The sequence below is a fragment of the Rothia sp. QJM3NY_36 genome (assembly GCF_056173115.1).
The window spans coordinates 409,477-430,021 of record NZ_CM149658.1 but is presented as its reverse complement, the minus strand read 5'-3'; the positions used below and the strand labels follow the sequence as shown (position 1 = coordinate 430,021).

Annotated in this window: 14 protein-coding genes; 7 read left to right on the top strand and 7 right to left on the bottom strand. The window is 74.5% G+C overall.

The features are described 5' to 3' along the window. The first annotated feature begins 116 nt into the window (after positions 1-116). Positions 117-713, top strand: coding sequence for a DUF1269 domain-containing protein (locus AC0VXQ_RS01860; protein ID WP_058730550.1), 597 nt, complete (start codon positions 117-119; stop codon positions 711-713). A 65-nt stretch (positions 714-778) separates the two neighbouring features. Here the strand turns inward: AC0VXQ_RS01860 and AC0VXQ_RS01855 are convergent, their stop codons facing one another. The 4 genes from AC0VXQ_RS01855 to AC0VXQ_RS01840 all read right to left on the bottom strand — a co-directional run bounded on the left by AC0VXQ_RS01855 (position 779) and on the right by AC0VXQ_RS01840 (position 6,282). Then, on the bottom strand, positions 779-2,053 hold the full coding sequence (locus AC0VXQ_RS01855) for a HesA/MoeB/ThiF family protein (RefSeq protein WP_081101560.1): 1,275 nt from the start codon (positions 2,051-2,053) through the stop codon (positions 779-781). A gap of 109 nt (positions 2,054-2,162) precedes the next feature. Beyond that, positions 2,163-3,026 (bottom strand): galactosyltransferase-related protein, encoded by an 864-nt coding sequence (locus AC0VXQ_RS01850; protein ID WP_058743517.1) that lies wholly within the window; start codon positions 3,024-3,026, stop codon positions 2,163-2,165. Next, positions 3,023-4,063, bottom strand: a complete 1,041-nt coding sequence (locus tag AC0VXQ_RS01845) for a glycosyltransferase family 28 protein (protein ID WP_061225407.1) — start codon at positions 4,061-4,063, stop codon at positions 3,023-3,025. The genes AC0VXQ_RS01850 and AC0VXQ_RS01845 overlap by 4 nt, the downstream gene beginning before the upstream one ends. Beyond that, the gene (locus AC0VXQ_RS01840; RefSeq protein ID WP_328798703.1) at positions 4,060-6,282 is read right to left on the bottom strand and encodes a glycosyltransferase; all 2,223 of its coding nucleotides are present in this window, start codon (positions 6,280-6,282) and stop codon (positions 4,060-4,062) included. Before AC0VXQ_RS01840 ends, AC0VXQ_RS01845 begins: the two co-directional genes overlap by 4 nt. Positions 6,283-6,537: 255 nt before the next feature. On the opposite strand from AC0VXQ_RS01840, the gene AC0VXQ_RS01835 reads away from it, so the two are divergent. Then, a complete protein-coding gene (locus AC0VXQ_RS01835) occupies positions 6,538-7,626 on the top strand; it encodes a WcbI family polysaccharide biosynthesis putative acetyltransferase (protein ID WP_058750841.1) in 1,089 nt (362 codons plus the stop codon). Beyond that, positions 7,623-10,160 (top strand): glycosyltransferase, encoded by a 2,538-nt coding sequence (locus AC0VXQ_RS01830; RefSeq protein WP_058730368.1) that lies wholly within the window; start codon positions 7,623-7,625, stop codon positions 10,158-10,160. Before AC0VXQ_RS01835 ends, AC0VXQ_RS01830 begins: the two co-directional genes overlap by 4 nt. Here the strand turns inward: AC0VXQ_RS01830 and AC0VXQ_RS01825 are convergent. Further along, the gene (locus AC0VXQ_RS01825) at positions 10,123-11,475 is read right to left on the bottom strand and encodes a UDP-glucose dehydrogenase family protein (protein WP_269148350.1); all 1,353 of its coding nucleotides are present in this window, start codon (positions 11,473-11,475) and stop codon (positions 10,123-10,125) included. The two genes, AC0VXQ_RS01830 and AC0VXQ_RS01825, sit on opposite strands and share 38 nt — an antisense overlap. 252 nt (positions 11,476-11,727) lie before the next feature. Here AC0VXQ_RS01825 and AC0VXQ_RS01820 point away from each other — a divergent pair, with 252 nt between their 5' ends. From AC0VXQ_RS01820 to AC0VXQ_RS01810, 3 genes are all read left to right on the top strand, one after another. Continuing rightward, entirely contained in the window at positions 11,728-12,975 is a 1,248-nt protein-coding gene (locus AC0VXQ_RS01820; protein ID WP_058730372.1) for an Nramp family divalent metal transporter, read from the top strand. 70 nt (positions 12,976-13,045) lie between these two features. Continuing rightward, on the top strand, positions 13,046-13,384 hold the full coding sequence (locus AC0VXQ_RS01815) for a YrhK family protein (protein ID WP_081046281.1): 339 nt from the start codon (positions 13,046-13,048) through the stop codon (positions 13,382-13,384). Between the two features lie 126 nt (positions 13,385-13,510). Then, a complete protein-coding gene (locus AC0VXQ_RS01810; protein ID WP_058730369.1) occupies positions 13,511-14,893 on the top strand; it encodes an aldehyde dehydrogenase family protein in 1,383 nt (460 codons plus the stop codon). Between the two features lie 116 nt (positions 14,894-15,009). Here the strand turns inward: AC0VXQ_RS01810 and AC0VXQ_RS01805 are convergent, their stop codons facing one another. Next, entirely contained in the window at positions 15,010-16,266 is a 1,257-nt protein-coding gene (locus AC0VXQ_RS01805; protein WP_058730370.1) for an ABC transporter permease, read from the bottom strand. A 67-nt stretch (positions 16,267-16,333) separates the two neighbouring features. On the opposite strand from AC0VXQ_RS01805, the gene AC0VXQ_RS01800 reads away from it, so the two are divergent. Continuing rightward, the gene (locus AC0VXQ_RS01800; protein ID WP_058730371.1) at positions 16,334-16,921 is read left to right on the top strand and encodes a TetR/AcrR family transcriptional regulator; all 588 of its coding nucleotides are present in this window, start codon (positions 16,334-16,336) and stop codon (positions 16,919-16,921) included. A 7-nt stretch (positions 16,922-16,928) separates the two neighbouring features. Here AC0VXQ_RS01800 and metE read toward each other — a convergent pair whose 3' ends face one another. Continuing rightward, positions 16,929-20,498, bottom strand: a complete 3,570-nt coding sequence (metE, locus tag AC0VXQ_RS01795) for a 5-methyltetrahydropteroyltriglutamate--homocysteine S-methyltransferase (protein ID WP_311197645.1) — start codon at positions 20,496-20,498, stop codon at positions 16,929-16,931. Positions 20,499-20,545: the final 47 nt, after the last annotated feature.

Sequence of the window (20,545 nt, the reverse complement as noted above, 5' to 3'; positions counted from 1 at the left end):
GGCGGCTCCGGCGGAGTAGACTGAGGGCAGACGGGGCACGGTCCGGCGGGCCCGGGCCGCTCCAGCGCCGCCGCGCGTTTCCGATGTCGGCCCCGCGAGACCGCAGGAGGTTCCCCATGACCCAGTACGCCGCCGTCGTCACCTTCCCCGAGGACGCCACCGCCTATCAGGCCCTGTCCGAGCTGCGCGGCTCCTCTCTGTCCTCCCTGGTCCGCTCCACCGCCCTCGTGGAGCGGGATGAGCAGGGCCGGCTGCGCGTGCCCGAGGGGGATGATCCCGGCATCGGATCCGGGACCGCGGGCGGCAGCCTCATCGGCATGATGATCGGGGTGCTCGGCGGGCCGCTGGGCATGATCTTCGGTCTGGGCACCGGGGCCATGCTGGGCGGACTGTTCGATCTGGACCGCGCGCAGAGCGCGGATTCCGCCCTGGAGGAGCTGGGCCGCACCGTGCAGCCCGGGCGCAACGCCCTGGTGCTGGAGACCGATGAGCCGGACACCGCCGCCCTGGACGCCTTCGTCGCCGAGCGCGGCGGGAGCATCGTGCGCCGCCCCACCGACGAGGTGGTCGCGGAGATGGAGTCCCAGCAGGCCGCGGCCGAGGCCGCCGCGGAGGCCGCCCGCCGTCAGCTGCGCGAGTCCCGCCGGGCCGAGCGCAGGGAGAAGTTCGAGGATCGGGTGGAGAGCCTGCGCAGCCGCTTCCGCAGCGCCTGATCCCCGCCGGGCCCGGGCATCGCCGCCCGGGGCCGGGCCGGGGCCCGGGGGCGCCGCCGGCGCGCTCAGGCGTCCTCGCGCTCCCAGGCGTCGTATCCGCCGGAGAGGCTGAGCCACGGGGTGTCCGGGTCCGCCGCGGCCAGGGCCTCCTGCGCCCGCCGCGAGCGCACCCCCGCCTGGCAGTACAGCACCACCGGGCCGCCTCCCGCTCCGGTCTGCTCCCGCAGGCGCCGCACCCGGTGCGCGGCCGCGGCGGGATCCCGCTGGATCTCCCCCAGGGGCAGCAGCGGGCTGCCCGGGATGGCCCCGAGGCGGTGCTCCCAGGCCTCCCGCACGTCCAGCACCAGAGGGGCCTCCTCCTCCGCGCGCCAGCGCCGCAGCCGCTCCGGTGGGATCTGTCCGGACTCCCGCGCCGGGCACGCGGAGGCGGCGGGCCGCGCGGCCTCGTCAGCCGACGGGACGGCGCACGCGGCGGCGTCGTAGTCCCGGGCCGCGCCCATGCGGGTGACCGGCCGACGCCGGGGATCCGGGGCGAAGGGCACCTCGCGGAAGCCTGCGGTGAGGGCGTCGTAGAACAGCAGCCGCCCGATCAGCGGCTCGCCCACCCCGGCCAGCACCTTGACGGCCTCGGTGGCCATGAGGGTGCCGATCACCCCGGGCAGCACCCCGATCACCCCGGCCTCCGCGCAGCTGGGCACCTCCCCCGGGCCGGGCATGGTGGGGAACAGGTCCCGGTAGAGGGGTCCGCGTCCGGGCCAGAACACGCTCACCTGGCCGTCGAAGCGCAGGATCGCCCCGTAGACCACGGGCACGCGCAGGATCTCCGCGGCATCGGCCACGGCGTAGCGGGTGGGGAAGTTGTCCGAGCCGTCCAGCACGACGTCCGCCCCGGCGAGCAGGCGCAGGGCGTTGCCGGCATCCAGCACCTCGCGGATCTCGGTGACCTCGGCTTCCGGGTGCAGCTCCCGCACGGTCCGGGCGGCGGAGGCGGTCTTGGGCCGGCCCAGGACGGATTCCCCGTGGATCACCTGCCGGTGCAGGTTGGAGCGCTCCACCACGTCGGCGTCGATCACGGTGATCCGCCCGACCCCGGCCGCGGCGAGGTAGCTGAGCACCGGCGCTCCCAGGCCGCCGGCCCCGATCACCACGGCGTGGGCGTTGAGCAGGCGCAGCTGGGGCTCGGGGCCGAAGCCGGTGAGGCTCAGGTGGCGTCGGAAGCGCTCGAGCTGGGCCTGCGTGAGGTCATCGGGGCTGCGGTAGCGCGGGGACGGGGCCCGACCCGCGCCCCCTGCCCGTGTGGGCGGCAGGACCACGCCGGCATCTTCCGGGGCGACGGGCATGGGACCTCCTACGAATGGGACTGCGCCGCCCCCATTGTCCTCCCCCGCGGGCCCTTCGACCATTCCGGCGGGAAAAGGGTCCCGGGGCGGAGAACAGTCATGCATGCGGTCACTCAGCGAGCAGCCAACCGCGCTGCGGATCCCAGCGGGCCAGACCACGTTCGGCGAATGCCTCCAGCCACCCGCGCATGGGCCACACACCCCATCGCCTGTGGAAGAGCCTCGCGTTGTCGAGGATCTCCGTGAGGTGCTCTACCGGCGGGGAGGAGACCGGGTGGTACTGGTGGAAGGCATGGGCCCCACCCACCCAAGCCAGGTCCACCCCCGCGCTATGGGCGCTGTAGGCGAAGTCCGTGTCCTCCCCTCCGTACCCGGTGTACTCCTCGGAGAAGCCTCCGATCCGGAGGTAAACCTCGGGACGCACCGCGAACGACAGGGACCAGAACAGCTCCCAGGCCTCCCGGGGGTGCTCCACCACCCGGGTCAACCGGATTTGGCAGTCGGCCGGATTCGGGCGGGCCGGGTGTGGGTGGGGGTGAGCGACGATCCGCGTCAACTCCCATTGGGTCTCCTCCGGTTCCAGATAGGTGACCGGACCCGCCAACAGGGCCTGCGGGAAGGCGGCGGCAGCGGCCTCGTAGCGCTCGATCATGCGCGGAGCCGGAAGACAGTCCGCATCGAGGAAGACCAACAGGCCAACCCCGGCTCTCCGCCCTGCCGCCGCGGCGAGATTGCGCGCTCGGGCCAGGTTGGCCCGTCCCCCGCACAGTCCCTCCGTCACGGGGACCACCTGCCAGCCCTGGTTCTCGACGACCTCCCGGGGGGCATCCCCGAGCAGAGCCAGCACATGAATGAGACTCCCCTCCTCGAGGCGGTCGCCATGGTACTGCCGAAGGGCGGCATGCTGACGACGCACGTGCGGCATCCGCTCCACACTGGCCAGGGTCAGTACTGCGGTGCGCGCGCGGCTCATTCCACCAGCTCCTGGATTGCCCGCGCCGCCCGATCCGCAGCGCCTCTCACCTGCCAACCGCCCCAAGCCGGGCCCCCGGCGGATAAAGCACGGTCCACCAGAGCATCCCACTGACCTATCTCCGGCATGCCGGAGGCGGTCACCACGCCGATGCCCCGCAGCAACCGCACCGTGGCGTTCTGCTCTCCGAAGGGCCGGTCCTGGGCCAGCACGACGGCGGGCCGGGCCAACCGGGCGACGTCGGCCACAGATCCCAGCCCCGCATTGATCACCACAACGTCGGCCTCGGCCATCCGCTTCCGCACATCCGAGACCCACGGGAAGCCGGGGACCCCGACCACCTCCCCAGCGAAGGTGCTCGCGGCGAGCAGGGGACGCAGCGCCTCCGCGGTCATCGCAGAACCGCCGCGGGATCCGACGAACAGCACCCGGGAGCCCGCGACGGTATCAGCCCTCTCCTGTGCGGGCCCAGCCGTCTCATCCAACGCGGAGATACCGCCGGTGAACACCGTGCGTTCGGCGAACTCGAGAACGTGCGGGGCAGCCTTGGCCAACACGGCTCGTCCAACCCGATCCGGTCCGGGAAAAGACGCCAGGATGCGGGTGGCGGCCCGATAGGCCAGCTGGTGAGTCAGATCCGTCCGCTCTCCTGGTTGGGTGACCGCCACCACGGGAACCCCCAGCAACCTGGCGAGCAGCACAACCTCCGCGGAGACGTCCACGACCATCAGCTCCAGATCCGTGGCGGCCGCGGCGATAGCGGCGAGCCGGGAGGCATGTCCTCGGTGATGCAGAGGCGCCCAGTGCAGCAATCCCCCGGCCACGGGATCTGCGGTACTCGGATCCGGGCAGAAGGTCTCCGGTGTCCAATCCTCGGGCAACTGGATCCAGCCCACCGGCCCGCTGCGGGTGGTGACGGATAGCTGCGGGGCAGGCAGGGAGCTGAACACGGTCACCTCGGCCTCAAGCTGCGCGGCGATGGCCCGCAGCCGCTGCAGATGCCCGGCCCCGTGATGGTGCAGATACCAGCCGATCACGCCCGCACCTCCCGCGGTGCCGCCGAGGGGCGGGCGGTGCGGCCGCGCTCGCGGATCGCGCGCCGGTATACCCGCTCCAGCGCGTCCACGGTGCGTTCGAAGGAGAACCGGCGCACCGCCTCCTCCCGGGCCAGGCCCCGCAGCCGGGCCCGCTCCTCCGGGTCGCGGTGGGCGGCGGCCAGCACGCGCACCTCCCGCGCCAGCCTGGCGGCGAGGCGGTCCTGATCCTCGGCGGGGGCGACCAGCCGGACCCCTTCGGTGCGGTCGAAGACCTCCCCCAGCCCACCCCGGCGCACCGCCACCACCGGGGTGCCGCAGGCCAGGGACTCCGGGACCACCTGCCCGAAGGGCTCATCCCACACCGGGGTGACCAGGGTGCACAGGGAGGAGCCGACGAGGTCGGCCAGCTCCGCCTGGCGCAGCGGCCCCCGCCACCGCACATCGCGGCCCCGGCAGAGCCGGGCCAGCTGAGCGGCGTACGCGGGATCCCCGACGGGCCCGGCCAGATCCAGTCCCATCCCGAGGCGGGCGGCCGCGAGGACCGCCAGGTGCGGGGCCTTCTCCGGCACGATCCGCCCGAACCAGCACAGTCTCTCCCCGCCGGCCCCGAGGGTCCACGCGGAGGTGTCCACCCCGTTGGGCACGGCGCGGGCCGGGACCCCCTGGGCGCGCCACCCCTCGGCGGTGTGCTCGGAGACGGCGACCAGGGTCTCCGGACCCCCCGGCCCGGCGCCGCGCCCGGCCGCCCGGCGGATCGGCTCCACCAGCTCCGGCAGCGGCGGGGTGTGCAGCGTACTGACCAGCGGCACGGGCAGGTCGCCTGCCCGCTCGTGGGCACGGGCGCACAGGGCATGATGGTGCACCACATCGACGGCGCCCGGATGTGCCTGAAGCCAGTCCAGGGCCCGGTCCAGCGCCTCGTCCTGCAGCCGTCGGATCGGCTCCGGCAGGCTCGCATCCGTGCGCGCCTGGTCCACGGGCCAGGTGAAGCGGGGCCAGGTCAGCTCGGGGATGCCCGCGTCCAGGAAGTCCGAGCCCGCGGGGGCGCCCAGCAGGACCAGGTGTCCGCGGGCGCGCAGCTGGCGCACCAGGGACCAGACGTGGGATTCCAGGCCGCCCTGGTGCGGCTGGACCAGGGGGTAGCGGAACCCCGCCAGGACGAGGATGCGCAGTCGGGCGCCGGCGCTCTCCAGGGCCCGCGGGGCGAGCAGGCTCCGGTAGATCGCGGTGTGCTCGGCGCGCACCGCGGTGATCCGGTGGCGGGCCTCGGCCCGGGTCATCGGGGCGGGGCGGGGTGTGCGCAGCAGCTGCTCCACGGCCCGTCCCAGGGCGGCGCGGTCGTGGAGGTCGACGGCGCTCACGACACCGGGCCGCTGGGCGGCGAAGTGCCCCCGGTCGCTGACCAGCACGCGCACCCCCAGGTCGCAGGCCAGCTCCAGCAGACCGGAGTGGGTGCCGTGGCCGTAGGGCAGCACAAGGGCGTCCAGCCCGCGCAGCCACGCCTCCAGGGCGGCGTCGTCCAGGCGCCCGGTGCGCAGCAGCCGCGCCGTCGGCCGGTCGGCCAGCCGGGCGAACAGGGCGGCGACGGCCTCCTCCCGGCCGGCCCGGAAGCGGCCGTGGTGCAGGATCTCCAGGCGGGCACCCGATCCGTCGGCGGCCGGCGGCTGATCCAGGACCTCGGCCAGGCCCGCCACGGCTTCCAGGTCCAGGGAGGGCCGGGCGTCCTTCAGGAGTACGCCCAACCGGGCCGGGCCCGCCGGGGCCTGCGCAGGGTCCTCCCGGCGTGGTGGCGCGATCCTCGGGGCCGCGGCGGCGTCCGGACCCAGCAGGAGCGGCGGGTGCTCCACGACGACGGCGCGGCGCCCCCACCGCCGCTCGATCTCACCGGCGGCCGTGGGGGTGAGGGTGAGCACCTGGTCCGCGTGGCGCACCAGCGCATCCAGACAGGCGAGGAAGCCCTCCTGATGCTCGGCGGGCAGCTGCGGGTTGGACAGGTCGTGCACGGTGAGCACGAGCAGCCGGGAGCAGGCGCGCACCTCCCGGCAGAAGGCCTCGATGGTCCGGGGATCACAGGCCTCGAAGCCGAAGTGCACATGGACGATGTCGAAGCGCTCCGCGTGCCGGCGGATCCACCGCGGGTCCAGCACCGGCGAGGGGCGCCAGGCGGCGGTCTCATCGCGCGCCGCGCCCGGATCCGGGAGGACCTGCTCACGGCGCACGGGTCCAGGACCGCCTGGATGTAGGGGTGGTGGGAGGGCACGGAGAGCACGCGGGCGGGGATGCGCGCGCGATCGGGGGACACGAACCCACCTTCCTCGTGGTGACGGTCTGCATGGGCCGTCAGGGAAGCGGGCGGCCGCCAGCACCGGGTAGGCGCGACGATCAGGCCGCGGACCCGGAAAAGCCCGGTCTCACCTGGGGATACGGCGATGTTATCACGCAGCTCACGGCGCGGATCCCGGTAGCATGAGCCCATGTTCACCACCCCTGCGGACCGCCCCGCCGCCCCGCTTCCGCCCCCCGCCGCGGCCGATGCCGCGCGGGCCCGCCGGGAGCACTTCGGCGAGTTCTATGGGCTGCGCCCCCTGGCTCCCGCCGGGCGCCCGGTGGTGCTCGTACACGGGAACTGCCAGGCCGGTTCCGTGCGGCGGCTGCTGGAGACGGCCGGGGCCTGCGCCGTACGGGTTCCGCCGGTGCACGAGCTGGAGACCGAGGACCTCGGGCATCTGGCCCGCCTGGCCGGGCGGGCCGAGGCGCTGGTGACCCAGCCGGTGCGCGCGGATTACCGGGACCTGCCGGTGGGCACCGAGCAGGTGGCGGCCCTGCTGCCCGCCGGGGCGCCCGTCGTGGTCTTCCCCGTGCTGCGCTTCGCGGGGATCTTCCCGTTCCAGGTGACGGTCCGGCCCTCCTGCGCCGGGTCGGTGGACCCGCCGGTGGTCCCGTATCACGACCTGCGCCTGCTGCTGGCGGCCCGGGAGTCCCGGCGCTATGCCCGGAGGCTGCCCTTCCCGCGGGCCCTGCGGCTGGTCGAGGAGCTGACCGGGGCCGTGGACCCGGCGGCCGTGGGGCGGCTGACCGCGGACTCCCTGATGCGGATGCGCCGGCGGGAGCGGGCCCACGACGCCGTGGCGGCCTCCGCGGTGCTGGCCGCGATGCTGCCCGCGCAGCGCACCCACCACACGCTGAACCACCCGACCAACGCCTTCCTGACCGGCGTGGCCCCCCTGGTGATCCGGCGCCTGGCCGAGGCCGGGTTCGCCCTGGACCCCGCCCCGGAGGCCCCGGACGCGCAGATGCTCGGCGGGATCCGCGCCCCCGTGACCGCCGCCGCCCGGGCGGCCTTTCCGGGGGTGCCCGCGCAGCAGTGGTCCGGTCCCGGCTGGCAGGTGGACGGCGTCCGGGTCCCCGAGGAGGAGGTCGCCCGCGCGCAGCTGGCCTGGTACACCCGCCATCCGGGGTTCGTGGATGCCGGGCTCGCCCGCCACGCCGGGACCCTGAAGCTGCTGGGACTGACCGAGGCCCTGGATGGCGCCCGACGCCGCCGACCGGAGGCGCGCGGATGACCCGGCCCGAAGAGGCGTCGCCCGAGGCGATCGGCAGCGAGGCGACCCACACCCCGACGCCCGGGGATCCCGCTCTGCCGCTGCACGTGGTGCCGGGGCCGCCCGAGCACGGGGTCAGCGCCTGCGCCCTGGACCTGGCCGCGGCCCTGGGCGCCCCCGTGCTGCGGGTGCCCGACCCCGCGGCCCTGGATGCGGCCCTGCCGCGTCTGGCCGGGCGCCGGGTCCACCTGCACGTCACGGAGGCGCTGTTCGGTCCCAGCCCCGAGGAGGCCGCCGAGCGGGTGGCTCGAGTGGCCGCCGCGTGCGCGGGGCTGTCCGCGACCCTGCACGACATCCCCCAACCCAGCGATGGCCCGCGGAACCTGCCGCGGCGGCGGAGGGCCTACGCCCGGATCGCCGCGGCGGCCGGGGCCGGAGTCGTGGTCAGCTCCCGGCACGAGCTGGCCCTGCTCGCCGAACACGGGACGGTCCCGGCGGCCCCCGGCCCCGGGGCCCGCCCACCGCGGATCGCCGTGGTGCCGCTGCCCCTGCCGGATCCGCCCGCCGCGCGGACCGCCCCTGGGACCTCCACGGGTATCCAACGGAGACCCGACCAGGGGGCGGCGTCCCGCCCGACCGCGGAGTCTTCCAGCACCGGAGGGGATGCGGCGGACCCGCTGGACCGCTGGCTGCCGGCCGGGCACGGCCCGGTCCTGGGGATCTTCGGCTTCGTGTACCCGGGCAAGGGCCACGAGGAGGCGATCGATGCCGCGGCCGCGCTCGTCGGATCCCCGGCGGTGCCGGCCGGACCGCCGGTGGTGCTGGCCGTGGGGCGGACGGCCGCCGGACATGAGGAGATGGCCGAGACGCTGCGGGAGCGAGCCGAGCGGCGGGGGGTCATCTTCCGGATCACCGGATACGTCCCGGAGCCGCAGCTGCCCGCGGTGCTGGGGGCGGTGGATGCCCCCCTGTGCCTGCACCGGCACCTGTCCGCCTCCGGTTCGGTGAACTCGTGGATCGGCCTCGGGCGCCGCCCTGTGTGCGCGGACTCCCGGTACATCCGGGAGATGGCCCAGCTGCGCCCGGGCACGGTGCTGCCCCTCGCGCCGGGCGAGCTGCTCACCCGCCTGCGCGAGGTCCTCGCGGATCCCGGTCTCACCCGCATCGAGGATCCCGGGTCCCTGCCCCACGGCCGGGTGGAGGCCGCCCGGGACTACGCCGCCTTCTTCGCCCCGGATCAGCCCGAGCTGAGCGTGGTGATCCCCTATTACGACGACGGCGCCCCCGATCCGACCCCCGGGGCCACCGGGACCCTGGCGGCCCGTCGACTCGAGCTGCTGCTGGCCGCCCTGGCCCGGCAGGAGGGCCTCGGAACCGCGGAGACGATCGTCGTGGACGACGGCTCCCCGGCGGCCCCGACGCTGCCCGAGGCCGTGGTGGGTCTGCGCCAGGAGGATCGGGGGTTCCGGGCGGGGGCGGCGCGCAACCTCGGGGCCCGGCGCGCTCGCGGCCGGGTCCTGGCGTTCCTGGACGGGGACACCGTCCCCGATCCGGGGTACCTCGCGGCGCTGTGCGCCCCGCTGCTGGCAGGCACCGCGCAGGTGAGCACGGGACGCCGGGATCACGCGCACCTGACCGGTCCCCACGCCGGTCGGCCGCTGGAATCCCCGACCTGGCTGAAGCAGATCCACCACCGCACCCGGAATCTCGCCGGCGGGGACGCCCGCACCCACCAGGCGGTGATCTCCGCGGTGCTGGGGGTGAGCCGGTGGACCTTCCTGGCCGTGGGCGGATTCGACGAGTCCCTGACCGGCTACGGCGGGGAGGATTGGGAGCTGGCCCACCGGCTGTGGGAGGCCGGGGCGGCCTTCCGCCACGTCCCGGAAGCGCGGGCGGTGCACGACGGACCGGACTGGGCCGCCCGCGGCGGCCGGGAGGACCCGGAGCAGAAAGCGGTGAAGAACCGGGAGACCCGGGCCCTGGCGGTGCGCATCCCCGCGCCCTGGACCCGCCCGGCCGGCGTCGTCTTCCCCGTCCCGCAGCTGATCGCGGACCTCACCGGCCCGGCGCTGGATGACGAGGGGGACCCCAGTGACCGGGTGAGCGCGTGGATCGCGGATCTGCTGGCCGCCGTGCCCGACGCCGCGGTGCACCTGCCGCCCGACATCGGCGTTCCGGAGGTCCTGGCCGCGGACCCCCGGGTGCGCGCCGCGCCGATCCCGCGGCCCGTGCAGGGCGAGCCCGCCCCGCGCTTCCGGCTCGCGGTGCGCGCCCTGTTCGACCCGGCCGGGCTGGCCGGGACGCTGCGGGAGCTGGATGCCGCCGCGGAGGACGGGCCCCGGGGCGGTGCCGAGCGGCGGGCTCGGCTGCTGCTGCCCGGGACCGCCCAGGAGACGGGCGACGCCGTGGTGGCCGACGCCGTGGCGGCCGAGCTGGTCAGCGCCCGGGCCGCGGCCCTGGAGCGGGCGGGCCACCCGGTGGGGACCGGGATGGCGGCGGCGGTCGGGCCCTACCCGCTCAGTCCCGATCTGGAGCGGCGCTGGGCCGGGTGGTGACCCGCCCGATCGAGGCGTAGGCGAAGCCCGCGGCCGCCACCTGCTCCGGGTCCCACAGGTTCCGCCCGTCCACGATCACCCGCCCGGCCATCCGGGAGGTCAGCAGCTGCGCGTCGAAGGCGCGGAACTGCTCCCACTCGGTGCACACCACCAGCGCGTCCGCGCCCTCCAGGGCATCCTCCCGGGTGAGCGCCGGCTGGTAGGCCTCCGGCAGCTCGCGCACCCCCAGCCGCGCGGCCAGGGCCGCGGCGAAGGTGTCCCCGGCCGCCGGATCGTAGGCGCGCACCCGACACCCGGCGGCCAGCAGCCGCTCCACGAGCGCCAGCGAGGGGGCCTCGCGCACGTCGTCGGTGCGGGGTTTGAAGCTCAGCCCCCACACCGCGACCCGCGCCCCCTCCGGGTCCGGCAGCAGCTCGGCGAGCTTCTGCCCCAGCCGCTCCTTCTGCCGCTCGTTCACGCGCATCCCGGCCTCCAGCAGCCCCGGATCCACCCCGACGGCGCGCGCGGTGTGGGCCAGGGCGGCGACGTCCTTGGGGAAGCAGGACCCGCCGTAGCCGGCCCCCGCGTACAGGAACGGGTAGCCGATCCGGGGATCGGAGCCCACGCCCAGGCGCACCCGCTCGATATCGGCGCCGGTGGCCTCGGCGATCCCGGCCATCTCGTTCATGAAGCTGATCTTGGTGGCCAGCAGCGCGTTGGCGGCGTACTTGGTCAGCTCCGCCGACGCCGGGTCCATGACGATGATCTTGTCCCGCTGCCGGTTGAACGGCGCGTACAGGGTCCGCATCGTCTCCTCGTCACGGGCATCCTCCACCCCGATCACGATCCGCTCCCCGTGGGTGAAGTCCGCGACGGCAGCACCCTCCTTGAGGAACTCCGGGTTCGAGCACACCCCGATCCTCGGGGCCGCCCCCTCGGCGAAGCGCGCCTCCAGCTCCTCGCGGATCAGCTCCCGCACCGCCGCGGCGGTGCCCACCGGCACCGTGGACTTGTCAGCGACCAGCAGGTCCCCGTCCGCGCACCGGCCGATGGTGCGGGCCACCGCGTGCACCGCGGTGAGATCCGCCGCCCCGTCCGCACCCTGCGGGGTGCCCACCGCGATCAGCGCGACCTGCGCCTGATCCAGGGCCTCGGCCGCCTCGGTCGTGAAGGCCAGCCGCCCGGAGGTCAGCCCCGAGGACAGCAGCGGGGCCAGGCCCAGCTCCCAGATCGGGCAGTCCCCGCCGCGCAGGCGCTCCACCCGCTCGACGTCGACGTCCACGCACACCACGCGGTGCCCGCCCTCGGCCAGGCAGGCCCCCGTCACCAGTCCCACTTACCCGGACCCGAACACCGCGATGCGCATCCGCGCTCCTCTCCTCAAGGCCCGCCGCGCGCGGACTCCTGGGACCGATCATCGCAGGTCAGCGGCCGCTTCCGGGGGCTCGGCCCGGGGCGGTCCCCGGTGTTCCCCCGCCCGATGCCGCGGCGTCGGCTGCGCGTCACCGGCCGGCCACCGGCCTCCTCCCGGATCCCCCGGGGCGTCCGGACCGTCCGGACCGTTCCGTGGCCGGACTACGGTGAGATCATGAGCATCACCTCGCGGCGGGGCTGGCGCCTGCTCGGCCCGGCCTTCGTGGCCGCCATCGCCTACGTGGACCCGGGCAACGTCGCGGCCAACCTCACCGCGGGGGCCCGGTTCGGCTACCTGCTCGTGTGGGTGCTGGTGCTGGCCAACCTCATGGCCGTGCTCGTGCAGCACCTGTCCGCCCGGCTCGGGGTGGTCACCGGCGCCTCCCTGACGGAGCTGCTCGGGCGTCGGCTGCGCCCGGTCCCCCGGCGCCTGTTCTGGGCCCAGGCCGAGCTGATCGCGGCCGCCACGGACCTCGCGGAGGTCATCGGCGGGGCCATCGCGCTGCACCTGCTGTTCGGGCTGCCGCTGGTCTGGGGCGGGCTGATCGTCGGGATCGTGTCCATGCTGCTGCTGGGCATCCAGTCCCGCCACGGGCAGCGGCCCTTCCAACACGTGATCATGGGGCTGCTGCTGATCATCACCATCGGATTCACCGCGGGCCTGTTCGCCGCCCCGCCGGACTGGTCGGCCACCGCCGCGGGGCTGATCCCCCGCTTCGAGGGCGCGGACTCCGTGCTGCTCGGCGCCAGCATGCTGGGTGCGACGGTCATGCCCCATGCGATCTACCTGCACTCGCGGCTGTCCGTGGACCACGCCGGGGCCGACGCCGACGCGGCGGAGCCGGGATCTGAGCAGGCCGAGGCGCGGCGTCGAGCCCTGCTGCGGGCCTCCCGCTGGGATGTGGTCTTCGCCCTGGTGATCGCCGGGTCCGTGAACATCGCGATGCTGCTGCTGGCCGCCGGGAATCTGCAGGGGGTCCCCGGCACGGACAGCATCGAGGGCGCGCACGCGGCGGTCACCGCGGCCCTGGGTCCCGGGATCGGCGTCGTCTTCGCGGTGGGGCTGCTGGTCTCCGGACTGGCCTCCACCGCGGTCGGCTGCTACGCCGGGGCGGACATCATGGCCGGGCTGCTGCAGCTGCGCATCCCCCTGCTGGCGCGCCGGGTGATCACCCTGGTCCCGGCGCTGGCGATCCTCGCCGCCGGCTGGGACCCCACCCGTGCCCTGGTGCTCAGCCAGGTGGCGCTGTCCCTGGGAATCCCCTTCGCCCTGATCCCGCTGGTGCGCTGCACCGCGGACCGGACCCTGATGGGCGAGCACGCGAATCCGCGGTGGATGACGATTCTGGCGTGGGCCGCGACGACGGCGATCATCGCGCTGAACGCGGCACTCGTGTGGCTGACCGCCGTCGGGCTGGCCTGAGCCCGACGCCGCGGCACGGCGGGTCGGCGCCCGGCGGGTCGGGTTCGCGCGGATGTGCGAGCATGTGCCCATGGCAGATTCGACCGCACCCCCCGAGGATCGCACCGCCGCCGCCCCCGCCGCCGGAGAGCAGGGCCAGCGCCCCATCCAGCTGCGCATCGGACCCGACGAGCTGGTGATCCGGGGACTGTACGAGACCCTCTCGATCGTCAACGACGTGCTGATCGGGCTGATCTTCCTGATCGGCTCCTTCCTGTTCTTCAGCGACGCGACGATGGTCGCGGGCACGTGGCTGTTCGTGGCCGGCTCCGTGCTCATGCTCGTGCGCCCGTGCATCCGCCTGACCCGCCGCATCCACCTGCAGCGGATCAACCCGGCCCTGTCTCCGGAGACCGCCCGGGACTTCTGAGTCCCCGGGCACCCGTCCGCCGTCGTCAGGCCTCCGTCCCGAGCCGTCCATCCGGGCCGTCCGCCCAGGCCGAAATCCCTGGTCACGCCCTGGACGAGGTGCGCGTCACGCGGTTGACTGGGGACCATGAGCACTTTCGCAGTCACCAATCCCAACACCGGCGAGGTCGAGGAGACCTTCGATTCGCTCACCGAGGAGCAGCTGAAGGACGTGGTCGACCGCGCCGACGCCGCCTACCAGGACTGGTCCCAGCGGTCCTACGCCGAGCGCGGGGAGATCCTGAACCGCTTCGCGGACCTGTTCGAGGCCCGCCAGGAGGAGCTGGCGGAGATCGTCGGGCACGAGATGGGCAAGCCGAAGCCGCAGACCATCGCGGAGGTGAAGAAGGTCGCCGCGACCGCCCGCTGGTACGCCGAGCACGCGGAGGAGTTCCTGGCCCCCACCGAGCTGCACCCCTCCGACGGGGTGAGCACCGTCGTCAAGCACGACCCGCTGGGCGTGCTGCTGAGCATCATGCCGTGGAACTTCCCGTACAACCAGCTGGCCCGCTTCGCCCTGCCCAACCTGATGGTCGGCAACGCGATCATCATGAAGCAGGCGGCGATCTGCCCGAAGTCCTCCCAGGCCCTGGCGGATCTGCTGGTGGAGGCCGGGCTGCCGGAGGGGGTGTACACCAACGTGTACATGGACTCCTCCGACGCCGAGGTGGTCCTGGGCGATCCGCGCGTGAAGGGCTTCTCCCTGACCGGCTCGGAGAAGGCCGGGGCCGCGGTCGCCGGGATCGCGGCCAAGCACCTGAAGCGCTCCGTGCTGGAGCTGGGCGGCAACGACCCGCTGATCGTGCTGGACACCGACGACGTCGCGGCCCTGGCGAAGAAGGCCGTGTCCCTGCGCCTGGCCAACGCCGGGCAGGTGTGTACCTCCCCCAAGCGCTTCATCGTGCTGAAGGACATCTACGACGAGTTCGTCGCCGCGGCCAAGAAGGCCGTGGAGGCCACCGTCGTCGGTGACTACGACGCCGAGGACACGGACATGGGCCCGCTGTCCTCCGAATCCGCCCGGGATGAGCTCGTGGAGTCCGTGCAGCAGGCCGTGAAGGACGGCGCGACCCTGCACTGCGGGGGCGAGAAGCTGGACCGGCCGGGCTGGTTCATGTCCCCCGCCCTGATCACCGACGCCCCGCTGGATTCGGACATGGGCTGCCGGGAGATGTTCGGGCCGATCGTCAACATCTTCAAGGCCGAGGACGAGGAGGACGCGATCCGCATCGCCAACGACACCCCGTACGGCCTGATGGGCTCGGTGTGGTCCACGGATGTGGAGCGGGCCCGCCGCGTGGGCGAGCGGGTGCAGGTGGGCATGCTGCAGATCAACGCGCACATGGAGTCCGGTCCGGAGTTCCCCTTCGGCGGGATCAACCTCTCCGGCTACGGCCGCGAGGGCGCCCAGTGGGCCCTGCGCGAGTTCACCAACGAGAAGACCTTCCGGGTGCACGAGCAGGAGCTGTAGCCCCGCCCCGGACCAGCCACGAACGAGCCGGCGCCCCCGTCCCTCGGATCTGCGGATCCGGAAGGGCGGGGGCGCCGGCTCGCGGCACGGGGGCGCTCAGCGGCGCCGGGGTGGAGTCAGCCGGCGGCCCGATGGCGCGGCGCGGCAGTCGCGGCACCGGCCTGAGACGCGACGCTGCTCGCGGATTCGGCACCGCGGGCCCCGCCCTCGTGGGCTTCCTCCCACTGCTCCTCGGACACATCGCTGGTCCTGCCGTGGTGGTGCACCAGGTAGCCCACCACGGTCAGGGCGACACCCAGCAGGGCCCAGAAGATCAGGGTCCACCACTGCTCGGCGGTGTCGGCGTCGGGGAAGAAGGACTCGCTGCGCAGCAGGTGCTGAGCCGCACCCGGCACCAGGTGCTGGCCGATCCAGCCCCAGGGGTGCGGGTAGAACTGCCAGGGCACCTGAGCACCGGACAGCGGGTTGCCCAGGAACATCGTGATCACCGCGCCCAGACCGATCCCTGCGTTGCCGATCAGCGCGGTGCAGCCCAGGATGAAGCTGGAGGTGCCCAGCACGGACAGGATGAAGACCATCCAGTCCACCAGGAAGCCTCCCTGCACGAAGCCGAACCAGGTGTGCAGGATCAGGGTCAGGCTCAGCCCCGCGACGACGGCGTAGGCCCCCGCGGCGAACAGGCGCCGCCAGAGTCCGTGCACCATGGTGTTCACCAGCACGCCACCGATGATCCCGCCGAGCACGAGGGGGAAGGAGGCGGCGGTGAAGCCGGCGCCGTTGGGATCCTCGTCGGAGAGGCCGACGACGTCGGTCACGGTCACCTTGGTGCTCGCGGCGGCCTTCTGCAGGCCCACCGCCTGCTGGATCTGCTGCGGGGAGGCCTGGGCGCCGGAGGCCTGCAGCTGCTGCTGGGCCGCGTCGGCCCGCTGCTGGAGACCGGCCCGGATCTGGGACTGCAGCTGCTCCCCCAGGGCGGTCATCAGCTGCGCGGGAACGGTTCCGGCGGCGGTGGCCTTGAGGATCTCGGGCGGCTGCTGGGCGTCATCGGAGAAGACGATGGCCCCGACGGTCTCCTGCCGGCGGATCTGCTGCTCGGCGTCGTCCCGGCTCGAGACCTCGTGGAAATCGAAGACCCCGGGGCGGGCCTGCTCCAGGGTGTCCTCCAGCTGCTGGACCCGCTCCTGCGGCCCGGCCACGGAGATGGGCAGGTCCTTGGCCTCCTGGGTCTTGGTGGGCCAGGTGAAGGCCAGGACGATGATCGTCACGACGACAGCGCAGATCAGCGCGACCATCCCGGCCCGCGGCCAGGAGCTGGGGGCGTGGATCCGGCGGGAGGCGGCGGGTGCCGCGGCGGCCTGCTCGGGTGCGGACATGGATGCTCCTCGTAAAGAATGCCTGTTCTGTTTGGGAACACCATAACAGAACGGGTATTCTCTGTGTATGCCGCGCCTGACCGATGAGACCAGAGACGCCCGCCGCCGACAGATCCTCGACGCCGCCGCCGCCTGCTTCCGCCGCCGCGGTTTCACCGGAACCTCGATGGCCGAGATCATCCGCGAATCCGGACTCTCGGCCGGATCCATCTACTCCCACTTCTCCTCCAAGGACGAGATCCTGCAGGCCACCGCCGAGCGCACCCTTCAGCGGGCCGAGCGGATCCTGGCCGAGGCCGCGAGCGCGGAGCAGGCCGTGACCCCCCGGGGCATCGCCCGCACCGTGCCGCGCGACGTCGTGGACCGAGACCTGATGCGCATGTTCCTGCAGCTGTGGTCCGAGGCCGTCCTGGACCCCCGGATCGCGCAGCTGGCCCGGGGCAACCTGCGGCGGGTCCGGGACCTGATGGCCGGGGCCCTGCTGCCCTGGGCCCGCCGTCAGGGCGACGCCGGGCCCGCGGAGGAGCTGGCCCGGCGCCGCGCGGACGGGCTGCTGGCTCTCATGCACGGCTACTTCGTGCGGATCTCGGTGGATCCGGGACTGGACACCCCGGAGTTCCTGGAGGGGATCGTCGAGCTGCTGCCCGAGGACTGAGCGGGGCTCAGGCCACCGGCACCGCCTCCTCCGGACGCGCCGCGGCCTCCCGACGCACCGCCGCGGCCGCGGCCACCAGGTGGCGCAGCGCGGCCTCGGTCTCCGGGTATCCCCGGGTCTTCAGCCCGCAGTCCGGGTTGGCCCACAGCCGATCCGCCGGCACCACCCGCGCCGCGGCCTGGAGCAGGTCCCGGATCTCCTCCTCGGCGGGCACCCGCGGGGAGTGGATGTCCCACACCCCCGGCCCGATGCCGCGGTCGAAACCGGACTCGGCCAGCGGGGCCAGCAGCTCCATCCGGGAGCGGGCCGCCTCCACGCTGGTGACGTCGGCGTCCAGCGCGTCGATCGCCGCGAGCACCTCCCCGAACTCCGAGTAGCACAGGTGCGTGTGGATCTGGGTCTCGGCGCGCACCCCGGAGGTGGCCAGGCGGAAGGCCTGCACCGCCCACTCCAGGTACGCGGCGTGGTCCTCCCGACGCAGCGGCAGCAGCTCGCGCAGGGCCGGCTCGTCCACCTGCACGATGCCGATGCCGGCGTCCTCCAGATCCCTCACCTCATCGCGCAGGGCCAGGGCCACCTGGTCCGCGGTGACGGCCAGCGGCTGGTCCTCCCGGACGAAGGACCACGCGAGGATCGTGACCGGGCCGGTGAGCATCCCCTTGACCGGGCGCTCGGTCAGCGACTGCGCCCAGGTGATCCACGGGACGGTGAAGGCCTCCCCGCGCACCCCCTCCCCCTTCCGGGAGACGTCGCCCCACAGGATCGAGGGGCGGGTGCAGCGAGAGCCGTAGGACTGCACCCAGCCGTGCTCGGTCGCGGAGAAGCCCTCGAAGTGCTCGGCGAAGTACTGGACCATGTCGTTGCGCTCGGCCTCACCGTGCACCAGCACATCCAGCCCCAGCTCCTCCTGCAGCCGGATCACCCGGGCGATCTCCTCCCGCAGCCGATCCCGGTAGCCCTCCTCGGACAGCCGCCCGGCCCGGTGCTCGGCGCGGGCCCGCCGGATCTCGGGGGTCTGCGGGAAGGAGCCGATGGTCGTGGTCGGCACCGGGCCCAGCCCCGCGGCCGCGCCGCGTTCGCGCTGGATGTCGCGACGCACCTGTCCCGGCTCCCGCCGGCGGTCCTGCGGGCCCACGGCCGCGGCGCGCGAGCGCACGGCCGCATCGAGCCCGGGGTCCCCGGCGTCGGGCGTGCTGCGGCCCGGCTCGGTCGGGCTCGCCTCGGCCGCCGCGAGCTCCTCGGCGATCGCCTCCCGTCCCTCGGCCAGGCCGCGGGCGAGGATCAGCACCTCCTGGACCTTCTGGTCCGCGAAGGCCAGGCGGTTCCGGGCGTGGCCGGGCAGGGCGGTCTCGGCCTCGAGGTCGTGGGGCACGTGCAGCAGGGAGGTGGAGGTGCCCACCCGCACCCGGGCGCCGGCCTCGGTCAGCTCCTCGAGCAGGTCCAGGGCACCCGGCAGGTCCGTGCGCCACACGTTGCGCCCGTCCACGACGCCGGCCACCAGCGCCGGGGCCTGCGGGGCGAGGAAGGGCTCGAGCTGCTCGGCGGTGAGCCGGCGCAGTCCGCGCCGCCCGGAGGCCAGGTCCGCGTGCACGGCCTCCACCCCGGTGCGGGCCAGCACCGGCAGCAGCTCACGGGCGTCCCCGTAGGCGGTGGTGACCAGCAGGGCGGGGTCCTCCGCCGCCCGGGCCTCGGAGAGCACGCGGTAGGCCCGCTCCACCAGCTCCGGCAGATCCTCCCGGTCCTGGTCGGCCGCCAGGGCGGGCTCCTCCAGCTGCACCCAGCGCACCCCGGTGCACCCCAGGGCCGCGATCAGCTCGGAGTACACCGGCAGCAGATCCTCCAGCCGGTCCAGGGGGTCGTAGCCGGCCGGGGCGGAGTCCTCGGGCTTGGCCAGCAGCAGGAAGGTCACGGGTCCGACGACGGCCGGGCGCAGGGCCGCGGCGTCGGCCGGGGAGTAGGTGCCGGCGTAGACCTGGCCCTTGAGCTCCTCGGGGTTCGCCGCGAAGGGGGTCTCCGGCCCGATCTCGGGGACCAGGTAGTGGTAGTTGGTGTCGAACCACTTGGTCATCTCCAGGGGCCCGCGGGCGGCGTCGCCGCGGGCCAGGACGAAGGAGGCCTCCCGGTCCAGGCGCCCGTGCTCGTCGGCGAGGTCGTGGAAGCGGGCGGGCACGGCCCCGGTGGCGACGATCGCGTCGAGCACCTGGTCGTAGAGGGCGAAGGACGCGGGGATCGCGGAGCAGCCGGTCAGTCCCAGCTCGCGCAGCCGGGCGACGGTGCGCACCCGCAGGGCGGTGACCTCGCTGGCCAGGTCCGCGGCGTCGGCGTTCCCGGACCAGCGCCGCTCCAGGGCGCGCTTGAGCTCCCGGCGGGGCCCGATGCGCGGGTATCCCAGGACGGTCGCGGCGGGGAAGGGGCAGGCGGCGGCCCCGTGGGTGGACAGGGCGGCGCGCTCTTCAGTGTGCTCGGCGGTGCGGTCGGTGGTGCTCACGGTGGTCTCCTCGGCATCGGATCGGGTGTCTCGGGTGTGGGGGTGATCGGGGTGGCGGGAACGGTCCGGCGGTCCCGGATGGCGCTGCTTCTCGGTCGCAGGCGCCGGGAGGATCTCCTCGTCCAGGGGCTGGGAGCCGGAGGGCAGGTGCCCCCGGGCGGTCTCCACCGGACTGCGTCGGCCCAGGGGCGGGCGGGGTGTCGGGGAGGGGCGAGGCAGGTCCAGGACCTCCAGCAGCTCCAGGGCCGCGGGATGCTCGTTGAAGGTGTACAGGTGCAGTCCCGGCGCCCCGGCGTCCAGGGCGGCCAGGGCCTGCTCCCGGGCCCGGGCCACCCCCACCCGACGCCGCTGCGTCTCGCTCTCGGCGGTCTCCAGCCGGTGGGCGAAGCGCTCGTCCACCGCCAGCCCGGCCAGGGCGCAGACCCTCTCGTAGCGGCGCAGGCTGGTCACCGGGAGGATCCCAGCCACCAGCGGCAGCCCCACCCCGGCCTGCTCGGCCCGGGCCCGCAGCCGGACGTGGTCCTGCGGGTCCTGGCAGACCTGGGTGATCGCGAAGTCCGCCCCGGCCCGCTCCTTGGCCAGCAGCACCTCGATGTCGTGCAGGGCGCTCGGGGATTCGGGGTGGCGCACGGGATAGGCCGCGACCCCCACCGCCAGGCGCCCAGCGCCCAGGTGGGCGCGGTGCTCCCGCTCCACCTCCCGGACCAGCTCCACGAGGTGGCGGGCGAACGGCAGCTCCTCCGGCCCGGGGACGTATCCGGGCGGGCGGTCCCCGCGCAGCGCGAGGATCCCGCGCACCCCGAGGTCCAGGATCCGGGCCGTCAGCTCCCGCAGCTGCCCGCGGGTGCTGCCCGTGGCGATCACGTGGGCCAGCGGCCGGTACAGGGTGTGGTGCACCAGGTGCTCCAGCAGGTCCAGGCAGCCGGCGCGTCGATCGGCCTGCACCCCGGTGGTCACGGAGACCCAGTCGGGGGCGGTCGGGGCGAGGGCGTCGAGGGTGCGCAGCAGGGCGTCCTGGGCGGCGGGTCCGCGCGGTGGGAACAGCTCGTAGGACAGCGAGGGCGGCGGGGTCGGGGGTGCGGCGGGCACGTCGGGCCTCCTTCTGCAGGATCGGCCGACGGATCGCGGCAGCCGCG

What these genes read in the sequence shown, in the direction of transcription:
- AC0VXQ_RS01815 (WP_081046281.1), top strand. Translation starts at nt 13,046, where the DNA reads ATGGCAGATTCGACCGCACCCCCCGAGGATCGCACCGCCGCCGCCCCC.
- AC0VXQ_RS01830 (WP_058730368.1), top strand. Translation starts at nt 7,623, where the DNA reads ATGACCCGGCCCGAAGAGGCGTCGCCCGAGGCGATCGGCAGCGAGGCG.
- AC0VXQ_RS01800 (WP_058730371.1), top strand. Translation starts at nt 16,334, where the DNA reads ATGCCGCGCCTGACCGATGAGACCAGAGACGCCCGCCGCCGACAGATC.
- AC0VXQ_RS01820 (WP_058730372.1), top strand. Translation starts at nt 11,728, where the DNA reads ATGAGCATCACCTCGCGGCGGGGCTGGCGCCTGCTCGGCCCGGCCTTC.
- AC0VXQ_RS01805 (WP_058730370.1), bottom strand. Translation starts at nt 16,266, where the DNA reads ATGTCCGCACCCGAGCAGGCCGCCGCGGCACCCGCCGCCTCCCGCCGG.
- AC0VXQ_RS01850 (WP_058743517.1), bottom strand. Translation starts at nt 3,026, where the DNA reads ATGAGCCGCGCGCGCACCGCAGTACTGACCCTGGCCAGTGTGGAGCGG.
- AC0VXQ_RS01860 (WP_058730550.1), top strand. Translation starts at nt 117, where the DNA reads ATGACCCAGTACGCCGCCGTCGTCACCTTCCCCGAGGACGCCACCGCC.
- AC0VXQ_RS01835 (WP_058750841.1), top strand. Translation starts at nt 6,538, where the DNA reads ATGTTCACCACCCCTGCGGACCGCCCCGCCGCCCCGCTTCCGCCCCCC.
- AC0VXQ_RS01810 (WP_058730369.1), top strand. Translation starts at nt 13,511, where the DNA reads ATGAGCACTTTCGCAGTCACCAATCCCAACACCGGCGAGGTCGAGGAG.
- AC0VXQ_RS01855 (WP_081101560.1), bottom strand. Translation starts at nt 2,053, where the DNA reads ATGCCCGTCGCCCCGGAAGATGCCGGCGTGGTCCTGCCGCCCACACGG.